Genomic DNA, 17,835 nt, shown 5'->3' on the forward strand with positions numbered 1-17,835 from the left:
GCGTTTCAGTGAAGTGAGGATTTTCGGGCCTTCATCACGCCGGCAACGGTGAGGAAAGAACCAAAGACCACAATTCTATCATTCTCACCGGCCCGGCTCATTGCATTTGCAAAAGCTTGTGCCGGATCATCGAAAATAGACACAGTATGTTCGCTGCTGTCGGGCTTGTCTTCGAGCATGATCTGCACCTTGGCGGCCAGCTCGGAAGCCGTGGCCGCGCGCGGCGAAGGCAGGCCCGTCAGGCACCAGTGGTCGACGTGTTCGCGCATCGCGGCCAGTACGCCATCGATATCCTTGTCCTGCATGGAACCGAACACGGCATAGGTGTACGGGTGGAAACCCATGTTGCCGAGGTTCTGGTTCAGCGCCGACGCCGCATGCGGATTGTGCGCCACGTCGAGGATTACGCTGGGACGGCCAGGCAGGACCTGGAAGCGGCCCGGCAGTTCCACCGTCACGAGGCCCGTGCGCACTTCCTGCGCGCCCACGGGCAGTTTCAGCTTCAGCACCTCCAGCGCGGCCAGCACGGCCGTCGCATTGAGGATCTGGTTGGCGCCGCGCAAGCTTGGATACGCGAGCGAATTGCGGCGCTGCTCGCGCCCGCCGTAGTTCCACTGCTGCTTGTCGCCCGAATAATTGAAGTCGCGGCCCATCAGCCACAGGTCGGCGCCGATGGCCTCGGCATGATCGATCAAGGATTGGGGCGGCACGGGGTCGCTGCAGATGGCCGCCTTGCCCGGACGGAAGATGCCTGCCTTTTCAAAGCCGATCGCTTCGCGCGTGTCGCCCAGGTAATCCGTGTGGTCGATATCGACGCTGGTGACGATGGCCACGTCCGCGTCGATCACGTTGACGGCGTCGAGACGCCCGCCCAGGCCCACTTCCAGGATGGCCACGTCCAGCTGCGCCTGCGACAGCAGATGCAAAATCGCCAGGGTGGTGAATTCGAAATACGTCAGCGGCGTATCGCCGCGCACGGCTTCGACGGCGTTGAAGCTGGCGACGATCTGCTCATCGCTGGCCATCTCGCCCAGCACGCGGGCGCGCTCGTTAAAATCGAGAAAATGCGGCTTGATGTACAGCCCCACTTTGTAGCCTGCACGCAACAGTACGGATTCCAGCATGGCGCAGGTGGAACCCTTGCCATTCGTGCCCGCCACCATGATCACGGGGCAAGCAAACGCCAGCTGCATGCGCGCCTTGACGGCTTGCACGCGGTCCAGGCCCATGTTGATCTGGGTTTCCGAATGGCGGGTTTCCAGCATGGCAAGCCAGTCCGGCAAGGTGGTGGGGAGGTTTTGCATGGGAGACTTCTTGTGTAAGGATGCGCGAGGCAGAGAAACAGGCAACCCTAAACAACATCTGGGGTCGGACCCTCAGGGTCCGACCCCAGCGGTTCATGGGTTCGGGTAAATGGACATTATTCCATTCAATACAATCAAGCCAGGACTTCCACAGCCTGGTTTTGCAACAAGGCCAGCAGGCGGGCGATTTCTTCGCGCATCTGGCGGCGGTCGACGATCATGTCGACGGCGCCCTTGGTGACGAGGAACTCGGCGCGCTGGAAGCCTTCCGGCAGTTTTTCGCGCACGGTGTTTTCAATCACGCGCGGGCCGGCAAAGCCGATCAGCGCTTTCGGTTCGGCGATCACCACGTCGCCCATGAAGGCGAACGAGGCGGACACGCCGCCCATGGTCGGGTCGGTCAGCACGCTGATGAATGGCAATTTCTTTTCCGACAGCTTGGTCAGCATGGCCGTGGTTTTCGCCATCTGCATCAGCGACAGCAAGCCTTCCTGCATGCGCGCGCCACCGGTGGCGGTGATGCAAATGAACGGCACTTTCTGTTCCAGCGCGATTTGCGCGCCGCGCACGAAGCGCTCGCCCACGACGGAGCCCATGGAGCCGCCCATGAATTCGAATTCGAAGCAGGCCACGACCACCGGCAGGCTCATGATGGCGCCGCCCATGACGACCATCGCATCCGTCTCGCCCGTCGCTTCCATGGCGGATTTCAGGCGGTCTGGGTATTTCTTGCTGTCCTTGAATTTCAAGGTATCGACGGGCAGGATTTCCTGGCCGATTTCATAACGGCCGCCCGCGTCGAGCAGGCTGTCGAGGCGTTCACGCGCGCGGATGCGCATGTGGTGATCGCATTTCGGGCACACGTGCAGATTCGATTCCAGGTCCGTACGGTACAGCACGGCTTCGCACGACGGGCACTTGACCCACAGGCCTTCCGGCATGGTCTTGCGCGCGGCAGCATCAGAACGCTGGATGCGCGGTGGCAGCAGTTTTTCCAACCAACTCATATTTTCTCCTTGGGCCCTTGTAGGGGTAGCGTCGGTGGACGCCCCCGGCAGACGGTAAACGGCGACGCCCCCATAGGGCGCCACCAGAAATTTTATCTATTGCACAATTACAGGCAAATCAGTGGCCGAAGTGTAGCCGTTTATCGCCGGGCTGTCGAACTTTGCCGCCAACGCATCTTGCGTAAACGGCAAGCTTGCTCAGGCGTCCAGTGCGGCGCGGATGCCTGCCGTAAAGCTGCGCACGGCGTCGACGGCGCCGCCTTCCGGGGCATTTTCAATCTCCTGGATGATGCGGCTGCCGATGACGACGGCATCGGCCACCTTGGCAACGGCCTTGGCCGTGGCGCCATCGCGTATGCCGAAGCCCACGCCGATGGGTAATTTTACATGCTGGCGGATGGCCGCGAGGCGCTCCGCCACCTGTTCCGTATCAATGTTGCCGGCGCCCGTGACACCCTTGAGCGACACATAATAGCTGAAGCCGCCGCCAACCTTGGCCACTTGCGCGATGCGCTCTTCCGTCGAAGTCGGTGCCAAGAGAAAAATCAGGTCCAGGCCCGCTTCGCGCATGGCGGCCGCGAATTGCTCGCACTCCTCCGGCGGATAGTCGACGACGATGGCACCGTCGGCGCCGGCCGCTTGTGCGGCGGCAATAAAGGCGGCGCTGCCGATGCGTTCGATGGGATTCGCGTAGCCCATCAGCACCACGGGCGTCGTCTGGTTGGTTGCACGGAACTGGCGCACGTAGCCGAACACGTCGTGGATGCCGACGTTGAATTTCAAGGCCCGCTCGCACGCGCGCTGGATGACGGGGCCTTCGGCCATGGGGTCGGAAAACGGCACGCCCAGTTCCAGAATGTCGGCGCCGCCCTCGACGAGCGCGTGCATCAGGGGTACGGTGGCGTCGGGGCCGGGGTCGCCGGCGGTGATGAAGGTGACCAGGCCGGTCTTGTTGTTCGATTTCAAATTGGCGAAGGTGGTGGCGATACGGGACATGGTGAGCTTTCGTGGTGATGGATAGAGGAAGTAATTTCAACCCAGGAGCAAAGACCGGGGTCGGACCCTGAGGGTCCGACCCCGGCCGTTATTGAGGCCTTAGGAGAAATTGAGTCCCATGCGTTCCGCCACGGTATGCATGTCCTTGTCGCCACGGCCCGACAGGTTGGCCAGCACGATCTGGTCTTTCGGCAAGGTGGCCGCCAGCTTGGCAGCGTAGGCCAGCGCGTGCGACGATTCCAGGGCCGGGATGATGCCTTCGATATGGCAGCAGTCGTGGAAAGCCTGCAAGGCCTCGTCATCGGTGATCGACACGTATTGCGCGCGGCCCGAGTCTTTCAGCCACGCATGTTCCGGACCCACACCCGGATAATCGAGGCCGGCCGAGACGGAATGCGTCTCGATGATCTGGCCGTTTTCATCCTGCAGCAGATAGGTGCGGTTGCCGTGCAGCACGCCCGGGAAGCCGGCCGTCAGCGAGGCCGAATGCTTGCCCGTGTCCAGGCCTTCGCCGGCCGCTTCCACGCCGATCAGTTTCACGTCCTTCTGGTCGATATACGGATAAAAAATGCCCATGGCGTTCGAGCCGCCGCCGATACAGGCCAGCACGTAGTCGGGCTGGCGGCCCGTCATTTCCGGCATCTGCACCAGGCATTCCTCGCCGATCACGGACTGGAAGTCGCGCACCATCATCGGATACGGGTGTGGTCCCGCCACGGTGCCGATGATGTAAAAAGTGTTTTCGATGTTCGTGACCCAGTCGCGCATCGCTTCGTTCAGCGCGTCCTTCAAGGTCTTGGAGCCGGACTCCACGGGCACGACGGTGGCGCCAAGCAGTTTCATGCGGTACACGTTCTGCGCCTGGCGCTTGACGTCTTCGCTGCCCATGTAGACCACACATTCAAGGCCGAAGCGGGCGCAGATGGTAGCGGTGGCCACGCCATGCTGTCCCGCGCCCGTCTCGGCGATGATGCGCGGCTTGCCCATGCGCTTGGCCAGCAGGGCCTGGCCGATCACGTTATTGATCTTGTGCGCGCCCGTGTGATTCAAGTCTTCGCGCTTGAAATAGATCTGCGCACCGCCCGCCAGCTCGGACCAGCGCTTGGCGTGGTAGATCGGCGATGGGCGGCCAACAAAATGTTTCAGCTCGTAGCGGAACTCTTCAAGGAATTCAGGGTCGGCGCTGTAACGGGCGTAGGCGTCTTTCAGCTCGGCCAGCGCGTGCGTGAGCGTCTCGGCGACAAAGGAGCCGCCGTAGGGGCCGAAGTGGCCGCGCAGGTCGGGAAACGGATAATCGGTGGCGTGGAACAATGCGGCGGCTGCGCCGGGCGCTGTGGTGTGGTCATTCATGGTTGTTTCCTCTGGCAATGATGGCATCGGCATCCTGCACCGCGGCGATGAACGCGCGGACACGGGATGCGTCCTTGATGCCCTTGGACGCTTCGACACCACTGCTGATGTCGACGGCGTAAGGGCGCACGCGCACCACTGCGTCAGTCGCGTTTTGTACGCTCAAGCCACCACTTAAAACGACCCGAGGCGCGAGTTCTTCTGGAATGAGGGACCAATCGAATACCTTTCCTGCACCGCCATACGCATCCACATAGGTATCCAGCAAGAGGCTGGCAAACAAGGGACTGGCGGCGCGATAGCGCTGTTCGTATTCTAGCAAATCTTCAAAGCTGGTGTCAGGTTTCACCCTGAACACTTGCGTAAACGGCATATTCACGGCCGCGGCCAGCGCCGCGCTGTGCTCGGGCGTCTCGTCGCCATGAAATTGCAGCAGGGACAAGGGCGCAACGGCCCTGGTCGCCTGTATTTCTTCCACGCTGGCGTTGACGAACAGGCCTACCGCCGTCACATAGGGCGGCACGGCGGCGATCAGGGCAGCCGCCTGTTCGGGCGTCACGTAGCGGGGGCTTTTCGGATAAAACACGAAACCGATGGCGTCGGCGCCCGCCGCCACGACGGCCTGGATATCTTCGGCGCGGGTCAGGCCGCAGATCTTGATGCGTGTGCGTGGCATGGCTTTTCCTTGAAGTAAACGTCAGAACCAGGGCAAGGCACTGCTGCTGTCTTGCGGCAATGCCCACTTCGGATCGTAATCGATCTGCGCCAGGTACAGGCCGTCCGGCATGAAGGTGGGCGCGGCCGCGTGGCGGTCCTTGCTTTCCAGCAAGTGCCCGAGCCATTCCGGCTTTTCGCGCCCCGTGCCGATGTAGACGAGCGAACCGACGAGGTTGCGCACCATGTGGTGCAGGAAGGCATTGGCCGTTATCGTAAAGATCACGCAATCGCCGCGCCGCTCGATGCGGATGTCATGCATGAGCTTGACGGGAGACTTGGCCTGGCATTGCGCCGCGCGGAAGGCCGTGAAGTCGTGCCAGCCCAAGAGCGGCTGCACGGCCTGGCGCATCAGTTCCACGTCCAGCGGACGGAAAAAGAAGCCGGCGCGCCCTTCCACCAGTGGCGAACGGGTGGCGTTGTTGTACAACACATAATGATAGGTGCGCGCGCGGGCGCTGAAGCGGGCGTGGAAGAAATCGTTGACCGTCGGGTCGCCTTCGAGTTCCCTGGCCCAGCGCACGGCGATGGATTTGGGCAGGAAGGCGTTGACGCCGCGCACCCACGAGTGCACGTCGCGGCTCAGTTCCGTATCGAAGTGCACGACTTGCTCGAGCGCATGCACACCCGTATCCGTGCGGCCGGCGCAGGTGGTGGCCAGGCGCACGCGGGCAAACTGCTCCAGCGCGTTTTCCAGCTGGTCCTGCACCGTTTGCCCGTCTTCCTGTTTCTGGTATCCATGCCAGGCCGTGCCGTCGTACTGCAGGCCGAGGACGATGCGCTTCAATGGCGTTGCTGTCGTAATATTTTGCATCGAAGCATTATACCGGCGCGACAGCCTGCCGCGCCGGCGGGCATTGCTAGCTAAGCAGCGCCTTCATTGTGTTCGCCTTGGCGACCTGCTCTTCGCTACCGCCCTTGATGACCTCATCGATCAGCTCGCGCGCGCCTTCCTTGTCGCCGATTTCCTGGTAAGCGATCGCCAGGTCCAGCTTGGTATCCATTTCCATGTGGATGGCCGACAGCGGGTCGTCCACGCCCACGCTGGCCGTCTTGCCGTCGTTGAGGTCCAGGTCGATGCCGGACAGGTCGAACTCCTGTGCCGGCGGCATGGCTTCTGGCAAGCTCGCTGGCGTTTGCGCATCGTCGAACAGGCTGTCGATGGAAGGCTCGGCCGCCGCGACCGGCGCGGCAGCCGGCGCCACGGGCTCGTCGAGGTCGAAATGGGCCAGGTCGATATCCTTCAGCGGATCAGGCAGCGGCGCCAGGCCGGCACCCACGCCATTGACGGGGCCGGCAGGCGGCTCCAGGTCCAGGCCGAAATCCATGCTGGCGTCATAGTGCGCATCGTGCGCGGCGGAGACCGGCTTGCTGTCCGGTCCCGGCATGACGATCGGGTCGCCGGTGGTGACGGGCTCGAAATCGAGGCTGTCGAGGTCGAAATCGAGGGGATCGCGCGCATCGCGGGCCGTCACGGAGGACACCGGCTCGGCCGGCGGTGCTGGCGGCTCGTCGGGCAAGTCCATGCTCTGGCCATGCAAGTCGTCGCCGGCGCCCTTGCTCAGGCTGACGACGGCGTCGTCTTCCGTATCGCCATACAGGGGATTGGTGGGATCGAGCGCCAGGCCCAGCGCGGCCGCTTGCGGCCACTCTTCGCCCTGACCCCGCGTCAAACTGTACAGTTCGCTGGCCTGGTCTTCAAACGCGCGCACGTCGCTGCGGGCGGAATAGATTTCCAGCAGCTTCAGGCGGGCCGCATGGCGTTCCGGATGGATGCGCAAAGCTTCCTTGAGAATATCTTCCGCCTGGCCATCGCGGCCGTAGGCGATATACACGTCCGCTTCGGCGACCGGGTCCGTTTCATTCGCGTCGAGCATGCTGGCGCCCGCCGCGGCAGCCACGCCGGCAGCGACGGTGCCCGTGCCGAACAGGTGGTTGCTCGCTTCGGACTGCTGGTCTTCCGGCGCCAGGCCGGCTGGCGGCGCGACGGGCGCTTCCGGTTCGAAGACGGGGGCCACGCTCTCTGGCGCGGGCGGCGGCACGTCCTTGCGGCGGCGCGCGACCACCAGCGCCGCCACGGCGGCCAGCAAGGCGGCGATGCCGATGCCGATGGCGCCCAGGTGGTCATTGATCTTGTCGGTGATGGTCGGTTCCAGCGGCGACGGTTTCTTCGCCAGCGGCACCGGTTTCGCTTTCGGGACGGGCGGCTGCGCCTCGGCTGGCACGCTGGCAACAGCCGGCGAGCTTGCCAATGCACTGGCGGCGGTTTCGGCCGGCTTGGCGGGCGCGGGAGCGCTCTTGTCGGCCATGGCCTTGTTCTTGACCGCCATCAGCTTTTCCAGGTCGCTGACGTTCTTTTCCAGCTCCTTGACGCGGGCCGCCGCTTCATCGACCTGTTTCGCCTTGGCGATCTTGTCTTCCTCGCTGGCGACGGCGCTCTTGCCGGCCGACTTGGCCGCCGGCTCCGCCTTCGACAGTTTCAGCTTGTCTTGCGACTCGCTCACGGCCGTCGGCTTTTCCTGCACCTTGGTCGCGCCGATCTTGCCGGCCGTGCTTTGCGTCGCTTCCGCCGCCTTGGCCGGCTTGCTTTGCGACACCTGGCCCGCCAGCTTGTTGCGGTAGGCTTCGAAATCGATGGCGTGCGCCGTCACGATACTCTTCGCTTCGGCCGCGCCCGTGGCGCGCACGGAGTCCGCGCCCGGCACGGCCAGGATGCGCCCGGCCTGCATGCGGTTCATGTTCTCGCCCCTGAAGGCGTCGGGATTGGCGCGGTACAGGGCGACGAGCATCATGTCGAGCGAGACGCCCGCCGGCTTCAGTTCGCTGGCGATGCGGCTCAGCGTATCGCCCGTCCTGACCTTGTACTCGCCTGCCGCCTTTTTCGGCGCAGCATCGGCGGCCGCGGCAGCCGGCTTGGCCTTGCCTGGCTCGACTGGCGCCGTCACTTGCGCGCCGCGCGTCTGGCGCGCTTCGGGCGTGTCGAGCACGAATGCATATTCGCGCACCTGGCGGCCGCTCTTGCTGCTCAGTTCCAGCAGCAGGTCCACCATCGGTTCGGCCACCGGCTGCGCCGAACTGATGCGGATGAAGGGCTTGCCATTGCGGTTTTCCACGGCAAACGTCAAGGCATTCAGCGCAGGATTGAATTCCACGTTGGCCTGGCGGTAGGCGTCCGGCGGCGCCAGCTTGGCCAGCAGGCTGGTCGCCTCGCCTGGCTTGACGGCCGACAATTCGACCTCGGCGCGCAGCGGCTGGCCGGCGGCGGACAGCACCGTGATCTTGCCCAGCTCGGCTGCGGATGCCGCCGGTGACAACAACACCGCACAGGCGACAGCGCTGCTGAGTGTTTTAATGGCAAGGGAGGCGACCCGGGGACGAGTGTGTACAGGCATAGTTGGCGGCATCTTAGTTGACATGGGAAAACTGTTACTTTTCCAGAGGTATCAACATATCATCATGCCCAGAGCTATGCAAGCTCCGCATGGTTGAGCCTTGACGGGCTCGGGACGAAAAAAAAGCCGGGAAAACAACCCCGGCTTGATCTTGATCAGCAATTTGTGGCGATTACGCGTCGAGCAAAATACGCAGCATGCGGCGCAGCGGCTCGGCCGCGCCCCACAGCAACTGGTCGCCCACGGTGAACGCGGACAGGTATTCGCCGCCCATGCTCATCTTGCGCACGCGGCCGACGGGAATCGTCAGGCTGCCCGTCACGGCCGCCGGCGACAGGTCGCGCACGGACGCTTCGCGCGTGTTCGGCACGAATTTCACCCATTCATTGTTGCTGGCGATGATGTCGTTGATTTCATCGAGCGGCACGTCTTTTTTCAGCTTGATGGTCAAGGCTTGCGAATGGCAGCGCATGGCGCCGATGCGCACGCACAGGCCGTCGACGGGAATTTCCTTGGTGCCGAAATCGATGCCGCGACCGAGGATCTTGTTCGTTTCCGCGCCCGCCTTCCACTCTTCCTTCGACTGGCCGTTGCCCAGGTCCTTGTCGATCCACGGGATCAGGTTGCCGGCCAGCGGCGCGCCGAACTGCTTGATTTCGTCCGGGGAATAGCCGTGCTGGGTAGCCAGCACCTGGCGGTCGATTTCCAGGATGGCGGAAGCGGGATTGTCCAGCAGCGCCTTGACGGAACCGTTGATGGTGCCGAACTGCGTCAGCAGTTCGCGCATGTGCTGCGCGCCGCCGCCCGATGCCGCCTGGTAGGTCATCGACGTCATCCAGTCGATCAAATCGTGCTGGAACAGGCCGCCCAGGCCCATCATCATGCACGAGACGGTGCAATTGCCGCCGATATAGTTCTTGACGCCCTTGCCCAGCGCATCCTTGATGACGTGCAGGTTGACGGGGTCGAGCACGATGACGGCGTCTTTTTCCATGCGCAAGGTCGAGGCCGCATCGATCCAGTAGCCATTCCAGCCGCTGGCGCGCAGCTGCGGGAAGACGGCGCTCGTGTAGTCGCCGCCCTGGCAGGAAATGATGATGTCGCACTTGGACAGTTCGGCGATGTTGTTGGCATCCTTCAGGATGGTTTCATTCTTCGCCATGGCCGGCGCCGAGCCGCCCGTGTTCGAAGTGGTGAAAAACACCGGTTCGATGTGGGCGAAATCGCCCTCTTCCTGCATGCGTTGCATCAGGACCGAACCGACCATACCGCGCCAACCTACCAAGCCAACTAATTTCATTACCATTCCTCAAGATGAGACGGCGACTGCCGTCATTAGACTATTTTATCCCAGTGCTTTTACAACTGCATCACCCATGGCCTCGGTACCGACCAAAGTCGTGCCCGCTTCGTGGATGTCGGCCGTGCGCAAGCCCTGCGCCAGCACTTGCTTGACGGCGGCTTCCACCCGGTCCGCCTGCTCTGCGCGGTTCAGCGAATAGCGCAGCATCATGGCGGCCGACAAGATCGTCGCCAGCGGATTGGCGATGCCCTTGCCCGCGATATCGGGCGCCGAACCGTGCGATGGTTCGTACAGGCCCTTGTTGTTGGCGTCCAGCGAGGCCGACGGCAGCATGCCGATCGAGCCCGTCAACATGGCGGCCGCATCGGACAGGATGTCGCCGAACATGTTGCCGGTCACCATGACGTCGAACTTCTTCGGCGCCCGCACCAGTTGCATGGCCGCGTTATCGACATACATGTGGTCGAGCGCCACGTCCGGGTATTCCTTGTGCACGTCGGTGACGATGTCTTTCCAGAACTGGAACGTTTCCAGCACGTTCGCCTTGTCCACGCTGGTCAGGCGCTTGTCGCGCTTTTGCGCAGCCTGGAACGCCACGTGGGCGATGCGGCGGATTTCGCCTTCCGCATAGCGCATGGTGTCAAAACCTTCGCGCTGGCCCTTGAACGGACCATCCGGGCACTCGCGCACGCCGCGGGGCTGGCCGAAATAAATGTCGCCCGTCAATTCGCGGATGATCAAAATGTCCAGGCCGGACACCACTTCCGGCTTCAGGGTCGAGGCGCCCGCCAGTTCCGGATACAAAATGGCCGGACGCAGGTTGGCGAACAGCCCCAGGTTCTTGCGCAAGCCCAGGATCGCTTGCTCCGGACGGAACTGGCGCTCCAGGTTGTCATATTTATAGTCGCCGACGGCGCCGAACAGCACGGCATCGGCCGCTTTCGCCAGGGCCAAGGTACCTTCCGGCAAGGGGTGGCCATGGGCCGCATAGCCGGCGCCGCCCACGGGCGCCGTTTCCAGCTCGAACGATTCGCCCAGCACGTTCAAGACCTTGACGGCTTGCGCGACGATTTCAGGACCGATCCCGTCGCCGGGTAAGATTGCAATTTTCATGGAGTGATCTTTAGATGACGTTGGCCAGCCAGGGCTGATTGTTCAAATGGCGTTCTTCGAAGGCGCGGATGTCGTCGGCGTGGCGCAGGGTCAGGCCGATATCGTCGAGGCCATTCATCAGGCAATATTTGCGGAAGGCGTCGATCTCGAATGGATACGACACGGAACCATTGCTGGTGCGCACGCACTGCTGCTCCAGGTCCACCACCAGCTTGTAGCCGGGGAAAGCCTTGACTTCATTGAACAGGTGCTCGACCTGGCTTTCCGACAGCACGATGGGCAGCAAGCCGTTCTTGTAGCAGTTGTTGAAGAAGATGTCGGCAAACGATGGCGCGATGATGGCGCGGAAGCCATATTGATCGAGGGCCCACGGCGCGTGTTCGCGCGAGGAACCGCAGCCGAAGTTCTTGCGCGTCAGCAAAATGGAAGCGCCCTGGTAGCGCGGCTCGTTGAGCACGAACTCGGGGTTCAGCGGGCGGCGGCTGTTGTCCTGGCCCGGTTCGCCATGGTCGAGGTAGCGCCATTCGTCGAACAGGTTGGGGCCGAAGCCGCTGCGGTGGATCGATTTCAGGAATTGCTTCGGGATAATCGCGTCGGTGTCGACGTTGGCGCGGTCCAGCGGGGCCACCAGGCCTTCGTAAATCGTAAATTTATCCATGCTGTTTCTACTCGGTAAGACGCGCGGCGCAGGGCGCCCGCACGTCACGGTTTATTTTCCGCCGGCGCCAGTGACAACCTGGCCGACTTTCTGCACGTCGCGACCGATGCCGGAGACGGTGTTGCAGCCAGACAGGATGACGGTGGCGATGAGGAGGGCGAAGAGTTTTTTCATGATGATTTCGGTCTATGTGCTAATGGTTGCAAATTCCGTTAGTGTAAACCACCGGCAGATGCTGGGGTCAGTCCTACGGATCGGAATTTTTTCCACTGGAAAAATTCCCCCGGCGGGTCTGACCCCAAATTCATCGCAATCCCCGCACGTCGACAAAGTGGCCGGCGATGCCCGCCGCGGCCGCCATCGCTGGCGACACCAGGTGGGTACGGCCGCCCTGCCCTTGCCGGCCTTCGAAGTTGCGGTTCGACGTGGAAGCGCAGCGTTCGCCCGGCTCGAGGCGGTCCGCATTCATGGCCAGGCACATGGAGCAGCCCGGCTCGCGCCATTCGAAGCCGGCATCCTTGAAGATGCGGTCCAGTCCTTCGCGCTCGGCCAGGTCCTTGACGAGGCCGGAACCGGGCACGACCAGCGCCAGGGTAACGTTCGAGGCGCGGTACTTGCCGCGCACCACGGCGGCGGCGGCGCGCAAATCCTCGATGCGCGAATTGGTGCAGGAACCGATGAAGACCTTGTCGATGCGGATGTCTTCGATGGCCGTGTTCGGCTTGAGGTTCATGTAGACGAGCGCCTTTTCCATCGCATCGCGCTTGACGCTGTCTTTTTCCAGGTCGGGATCGGGCACGCGGCCATTGATGCCCGTCACCATTTCGGGCGAGGTGCCCCAGGTCACTTGCGGCACGATGTCGGCGGCATTGAGGGTGACGACGAGGTCGAAGCGGGCGCCCGGGTCCGAATGCAGGGTGCGCCAGTAGGCCACGGCGCGCTCCCAGTGAGGACCAGCCGGCGAAAACGGACGGCCCTTGACGTAATTGATGGTGGTGTCGTCCACGCCGATGATGCCGGCGCGCGCGCCCGCCTCGATGGCCATGTTGCACACCGTCATGCGCCCTTCCATCGACAGCGCGCGGATGGCCGAGCCGCCGAACTCGATACAGTAACCCGTGCCGCCGGCCGTGCCGATCTTGCCGATGATGGCCAGCACGATATCCTTGGCCGTCACGCCGGCAGGCAATGCGCCGTCGACTTGCACCAGCATGGATTTGGATTTCTTTTGCAGCAAGGTTTGCGTGGCCAGCACATGTTCCACTTCGGACGTGCCGATGCCGTGCGCCAGCGCGCCGAAAGCGCCATGCGTGGACGTGTGCGAATCGCCGCAGACGACCGTCATGCCGGGCAGGGTCGCGCCCTGTTCGGGGCCGATCACGTGCACGATACCCTGGCGCTTGTCGTTCATGTTGAAGTAGGTCAAGCCGTAGTGCTTGGCGTTCTTGTCCAGGGTTTCCACCTGCAGGCGCGAGACCGGATCGGCAATGCCGTCGACCCGGCTGGTGGTGGGCACGTTATGGTCGGCCACGGCCAGGTTGGCGGAAATGCGCCACGGCTGGCGGCCCGCCACGCTGAGGCCATCGAAGGCTTGCGGGCTGGTGACTTCGTGCAGCAGGTGCCGGTCGATGTACAAAATTGTCGTGCCATCATCTTCGGCCCGAACAACGTGGGATTCCCAGAGTTTGTCGTAAAGCGTCTTCATCATGATTTATGCAGCGTTGCCACAGCCTGTAGTAAGTGATCAAGTGATACCAGGTCATACGGTGATCCACGAGGATTATGCCATATATTGCGCGGCACAGAACCGAAACAGGCAAAATCGTGGGATTGGCGATACAAAGTTTGGCGGCATTGTTGGATATGAGCTGAAAATTGCCGATATTGGCTTGCCTGCGGCATTACAAGCCCATCCGCGCGCGGCCTGCCGAAGGACTGACGGCGGCGACAGAAATACATGTTTTTTCCTCAACCTTTCGTGTATTGTGTTTCAACAATCATGACCGGCGCATGCGCGCCATCACACAGGGGACTTCGATGAAACTGAACTTGTTGGCGCTGGCCGCCCTAACCCTGGCCGGCAGCCATGCGGCGGCGGCCACGCCGGGAGACACCTGCGTACAGGACTTGCGCGCCATGGCGCCCTTCCTGCTGGAAAACGACACGGGCGCGCGCCAGCACCTGGAACAAAAGGGACAGGCATATTTCGACCTGGCGCTGGCCACGGCCGCCACGGCGGCGGCCAACGCAGCCGATGGCAAGGCCTGCGATGCGATCCTGGAAAACTATGCACGCACGTGGCGCAAGGGCCACCTGCACGTAAAGCCAGGCAGCACGCTCGATATCGCCAAACCGGCGCCGGCGCGCCCCGCCGCACCGGGACAGGCAGCGCCATCAAAGGCACCGGCGCTGCAGATATTGTCGGACTCGACTGTGCTGCTGACCTTGCCCAGCTTTCACGGCAGCTACCGGGCCGCCATGGCCAGCCTGCTCGAGACGCACCGCGCGGCCCTGGCGGCGCGTCCCAACTGGATACTCGACGTGCGCCGCAACGGCGGCGGCAGCGACAGCACGTATACGCCGCTGCTGTCCTGGATCAGTTCGGATGAAATCGTCACGATGGGCGCCGAATGGCTGTCCACGCCAGCCAATATTGATGGCCAGGAAAAAGTCTGCGCGCTGCTGGCGCCCGGCGACGAGGCCTGCACCGCCTTTGCGGCCCAGGCCGTAGCGCAGATGCGCAGCGTCAAGCCTGGCCAATACGTGCCGCAGCAAAGCGGCGGCACCATCAGCTATACCCGCCTGGACACGCCGGAGCCGCGCCGGCCGGCGCGCGTGGCCATACTGGTCGACCGCGACTGCGCCAGCTCCTGCGAGGAATTCCTGCTGGCGGCGCGGCAAAGCTTTCATGTGAAATTAATCGGCCGCAACAGCTATGGCGCACTCGATTATTCGAACATGCGCCTGCACATCCTGCCGTCGGGCCAGCGCCACCTGCAATACGCCACCTCGCGCTCGGCCCGCCTGCCGCAACTGCAGGTGGACCTGGCCGGCATCATGCCCGACATCTATTTGCCGCCACCGAAGGACGAGGTGGGCCGCGCCGAGGAAGTGCTGCGCGTGCAGCGCTGGCTGGAAGGCGGCACGCTACGCCCGGACAATATTTGACACCGCTGGCGCCATTAAAAAAGCCCGCTATATCTAGCGGGCTTTCTAACGAATCAAGCAAGCCTCAGGCAGCTAAACGCACGCTACCCCGGCACCCATCCATCAGGAACGACAGGCCCACGACCAGCACCAGCTCGCCTTCGGCCGAGCGGGCCGTGCCCGTGATGCCTTCCACAGTGATGGCCGTCATCGGCTTGATGACCAGGTCGGCCGTGCCATCGACGGCTTCCACGGCCAGAATGTACGGCTGTGGCGCGGCGACGACAATGCCGACGCGCTCGCTGCACGATTCGTAGCCCAGCGAGCCGGCCAGCGACCGCACGGGCAATGGCCGGCCCTGGTCTTTCAGCACGGGCGCGCCGCCCACTTCCATGAAGGTTTCCGGCAATTCGACGACGCGCTGCACCACGGCCATCGGCAGCGCCAGCGCGGCGCCCGAGGTCGAGACCAGCATGGTCGGCACGATCGACAGTTCGATCGGCAGGCGGATGGCGAACTTCGTGCCCTTGCCCAGCATGGATTCGATGTGGATGGCGCCGCGGTTTTTCTCCACGGCCGTCTTCACCACGTCCATGCCCACGCCGCGCCCGGAAACGCTGGAGGCGACTTCCTTGGTCGAGAAGCCCGGCAGGAACACCAGCTGGAAGCATTCGTCGTTGCTCAACTGCGCGTTTTCGCTGATCAAGCCCTTTTGCTGGGCCTTGCTGCGCAGGAAGACAGGGTCCATGCCCTTGCCGTCATCCTGCAGCACGATCATGACGCTGTTCGCTTCCTGCCATGCCTTGAGTGAAATATACGATTTGGCGGGCTTGCCTGCGGCCAGGCGCGCTTCCGGCGATTCCACGCCATGGTCGAGCGAGTTGCGCAGCATGTGCACGAGCGGATCGTACAGGCTGTCCACGACGACGCGGTCGACTTCCGTCTCCGCGCCTTCGATGGTCAGCTCGACATCCTTGCCCAGGTCTTTCGCCAGTTCGCGCACGAGGCGCGGAAACTTCTGGAACAGACGGCCGACGGGCTGCATGCGCGTGGCCAGGGTGGCCCGCTGCAGTTCCGTCGAGTAGCGCGAAGCGCGTTCCAGGGTTTCCGCCAGGGTCGCCATCAGGGTGGCGGCCTGGCCTTCGAATTTGAATTGCAGCAAGCGCTCGAGCAGCACGGCGGCCTGGTTGGCGGCCTGTACGGATTCGCCGGCCACTTCCAGCAACGCGTCGAGCTTGACGGCGTCGACGCGGATGCTGTCTTCCTTGACGGGCGCGGCATGGCGCACTTCCGGACGCTCTTCGCGCCGTTCGTTGCCATCCCAGGCCTTGGCGGCCGGTTTGGCGGCGGCAGCGGCAGGCGCGGCGGCCACGGCGGCAGGCGCAGCGGCGACGGCGGACACGGGTGCGGCGGCGATCTGGCTAGCGGCCGGCACGACGGCGTTGTACATGGCTTCCCAGTCCAGGCCATCGGCGCTGGCGGTGGACACGGCGGCGGCAGGCGCCGCAGCAGGAACTTCGACGGTCTCGACAACGGGCACGGCCACTTCCGCCACCACGGCGGCGGCAGGCGCAGGCGCATCCATGCCCTTGCCTTCGATGGCGTTCGTCAGGATGTGTTCCAGCTCTTCCGGCATGGCCGGCAAGCTTTCCGGCGCGGAACCATTGGCCAGTTCCGTCAGCTGGTCGGCCACGAAACCGGACGCCTGCAGCGCCGCCTCGATGGCGATCGGGGTGACGGGCGCGGCGCCCGTGCGCAAGGCGTCGAACAGGTTTTCCGTCAGATGGCAGGCCGCCACCAGCGCGGGCAAGCCCATGAAACCGGCGCCGCCCTTGATGGTGTGGAAGGAACGAAACACGGCATTCAGTGTTTCCTTGTTGTCAGGATCGCGCTCGAGGCGCAATAAGTGCTCTTCAACATTAACTGCAAGATCCATCGCCTCGACGACGAAATCCTTGAGCATATCGTCCATTAGAATCCCAAATCCGCAAGAAGGTCGTCTACATTATCCTGGTCCAGCGCCACCGATGGCACGGACGGGCCCTGCATCAGCGGCACCGGCTTTTGCGCCAGTTTCTCGCGTACTTCGGCCGGCGCGTTGTCGCGCAGCAGCTGGGCCAGTTCGTTTTCCACCGTCTTGGTGATGTTGACCACTTTTTTGATCAGCTGGCCCGTGATGTCCTGGAAGTCCTGCGCCATCATGATTTCCAGCAAGCGCGCTTTTTCCGCTTCCGTTGCTTCGGCAACGGCTTGCGCGAACTGGCGCGAGTCGCCGGCCAGGGCCTTGAATTCTTCCAGGCTCAGCTTGCCGTCGAACAGGGCCGTCCAGCGGCCGTCCATGTCCTTGGCCTTCTTCGACAGCACGTCTTGCGCCGGCATGCCTTCATCGAGCGTGTTCAGGACCTTGTTGGCGGCCTGTTCCGTCAGGGTGGCGACGTATTCCAGGCGGTCCTGGGCGTCGACGATTTGCGACGACGCTTCCGTCAACGCCTTGTCGTAGCCCAGTTCGCGCAGCGAATCGTGCAGCAGGCGCACGATGCCGCCCAGGCGCTCGAACATCGGCTTGTCGGACTGGTCGACGGGGTCGGCCGCGTCGCCAGACGCGTCGGCGCTGGCCGCGGACGCCGCTTCCGGCGCGGCTGGCGTTTCGGCTGCGGCGGCTGCCGGCACGGCGGCGCTGGCCGACACGGAGTCGAACAGCGCGTCGAAATCGTCTTCCGCAATCACGGCGGGAGCGGGCGCGGCAGGCGCGGGCTGAGCCGCAGCCGCACTTTGCGCAGATACTTCATCGAATAATGCATCGAAATCATCAGCGGCGTTGGTCATATCCCTGCTTCTCCATAATTTGTCA

General features: G+C 63.3%; 16 protein-coding genes. 2 read left to right on the forward strand and 14 right to left on the reverse strand.

Translation table 11 applies throughout. The annotated features are described in order from the left end of the window. Positions 1-5: 5 nt before the first annotated feature. From folC to leuC, 12 genes are all read right to left on the reverse strand, one after another. Complete coding sequence (gene folC / locus CLU90_RS11365) at positions 6-1,304, reverse strand: bifunctional tetrahydrofolate synthase/dihydrofolate synthase (protein WP_092710603.1); 1,299 nt, start codon at positions 1,302-1,304, stop codon at positions 6-8. A 134-nt stretch (positions 1,305-1,438) separates the two neighbouring features. Continuing rightward, positions 1,439-2,311 (reverse strand): acetyl-CoA carboxylase, carboxyltransferase subunit beta, encoded by an 873-nt coding sequence (accD, locus tag CLU90_RS11370; protein ID WP_086136250.1) that lies wholly within the window; start codon positions 2,309-2,311, stop codon positions 1,439-1,441. 198 nt (positions 2,312-2,509) lie between these two features. Continuing rightward, positions 2,510-3,307: a tryptophan synthase subunit alpha gene (trpA, locus tag CLU90_RS11375; RefSeq protein ID WP_092710606.1), complete on the reverse strand. Its 798-nt coding sequence runs from the start codon at positions 3,305-3,307 to the stop codon at positions 2,510-2,512. Positions 3,308-3,406: 99 nt separating this feature from the next. Further along, the gene (gene trpB, locus CLU90_RS11380; RefSeq protein ID WP_034750528.1) at positions 3,407-4,657 is read right to left on the reverse strand and encodes a tryptophan synthase subunit beta; all 1,251 of its coding nucleotides are present in this window, start codon (positions 4,655-4,657) and stop codon (positions 3,407-3,409) included. Continuing rightward, positions 4,650-5,333, reverse strand: a complete 684-nt coding sequence (locus tag CLU90_RS11385; protein ID WP_092710609.1) for a phosphoribosylanthranilate isomerase — start codon at positions 5,331-5,333, stop codon at positions 4,650-4,652. Before CLU90_RS11385 ends, trpB begins: the two co-directional genes overlap by 8 nt. A gap of 21 nt (positions 5,334-5,354) precedes the next feature. Continuing rightward, positions 5,355-6,185: a tRNA pseudouridine(38-40) synthase TruA gene (gene truA, locus CLU90_RS11390; RefSeq protein WP_175539216.1), complete on the reverse strand. Its 831-nt coding sequence runs from the start codon at positions 6,183-6,185 to the stop codon at positions 5,355-5,357. 46 nt (positions 6,186-6,231) lie between these two features. Continuing rightward, positions 6,232-8,691 carry a FimV/HubP family polar landmark protein gene (locus CLU90_RS11395; RefSeq protein WP_232731166.1) on the reverse strand — a complete coding sequence of 820 codons (2,460 nt, stop codon included), beginning with the start codon at positions 8,689-8,691 and terminating at the stop codon, positions 6,232-6,234. 244 nt (positions 8,692-8,935) lie between these two features. Further along, complete coding sequence (asd, locus tag CLU90_RS11400; protein ID WP_082127896.1) at positions 8,936-10,063, reverse strand: aspartate-semialdehyde dehydrogenase; 1,128 nt, start codon at positions 10,061-10,063, stop codon at positions 8,936-8,938. Between the two features lie 45 nt (positions 10,064-10,108). Continuing rightward, a complete protein-coding gene (gene leuB / locus CLU90_RS11405) occupies positions 10,109-11,179 on the reverse strand; it encodes a 3-isopropylmalate dehydrogenase (RefSeq protein WP_092710619.1) in 1,071 nt (356 codons plus the stop codon). A gap of 10 nt (positions 11,180-11,189) precedes the next feature. Next, positions 11,190-11,837: a 3-isopropylmalate dehydratase small subunit gene (gene leuD, locus CLU90_RS11410; RefSeq protein ID WP_046685799.1), complete on the reverse strand. Its 648-nt coding sequence runs from the start codon at positions 11,835-11,837 to the stop codon at positions 11,190-11,192. A gap of 51 nt (positions 11,838-11,888) precedes the next feature. Next, on the reverse strand, positions 11,889-12,011 hold the full coding sequence (locus CLU90_RS11415; RefSeq protein ID WP_010400408.1) for a lipoprotein: 123 nt from the start codon (positions 12,009-12,011) through the stop codon (positions 11,889-11,891). 130 nt (positions 12,012-12,141) lie between these two features. Next, entirely contained in the window at positions 12,142-13,545 is a 1,404-nt protein-coding gene (gene leuC / locus CLU90_RS11420; RefSeq protein ID WP_092710622.1) for a 3-isopropylmalate dehydratase large subunit, read from the reverse strand. On the opposite strand from leuC, the gene CLU90_RS29280 reads away from it, so the two are divergent. Beyond that, the gene (locus tag CLU90_RS29280; protein WP_157808806.1) at positions 13,544-13,840 is read left to right on the forward strand and encodes a hypothetical protein; all 297 of its coding nucleotides are present in this window, start codon (positions 13,544-13,546) and stop codon (positions 13,838-13,840) included. The genes leuC and CLU90_RS29280 overlap by 2 nt on opposite strands. A gap of 34 nt (positions 13,841-13,874) precedes the next feature. Then, positions 13,875-15,005, forward strand: a complete 1,131-nt coding sequence (locus tag CLU90_RS11425) for a S41 family peptidase (protein WP_157808807.1) — start codon at positions 13,875-13,877, stop codon at positions 15,003-15,005. 64 nt (positions 15,006-15,069) lie between these two features. Here CLU90_RS11425 and CLU90_RS11430 read toward each other — a convergent pair whose 3' ends face one another. Both CLU90_RS11430 and CLU90_RS11435 read right to left on the reverse strand, forming a co-directional pair. Continuing rightward, a complete protein-coding gene (locus CLU90_RS11430; protein ID WP_100427960.1) occupies positions 15,070-16,956 on the reverse strand; it encodes a chemotaxis protein CheA in 1,887 nt (628 codons plus the stop codon). Next, positions 16,956-17,810 carry a protein phosphatase CheZ gene (locus tag CLU90_RS11435; protein ID WP_100427961.1) on the reverse strand — a complete coding sequence of 285 codons (855 nt, stop codon included), beginning with the start codon at positions 17,808-17,810 and terminating at the stop codon, positions 16,956-16,958. The genes CLU90_RS11430 and CLU90_RS11435 overlap by 1 nt, the downstream gene beginning before the upstream one ends. Positions 17,811-17,835: the final 25 nt, after the last annotated feature.

Origin of the sequence: Janthinobacterium sp. 67 (genome assembly GCF_002797895.1) — a bacterium.
Classification (GTDB): Bacteria; Pseudomonadota; Gammaproteobacteria; order Burkholderiales; family Burkholderiaceae_D; genus Janthinobacterium.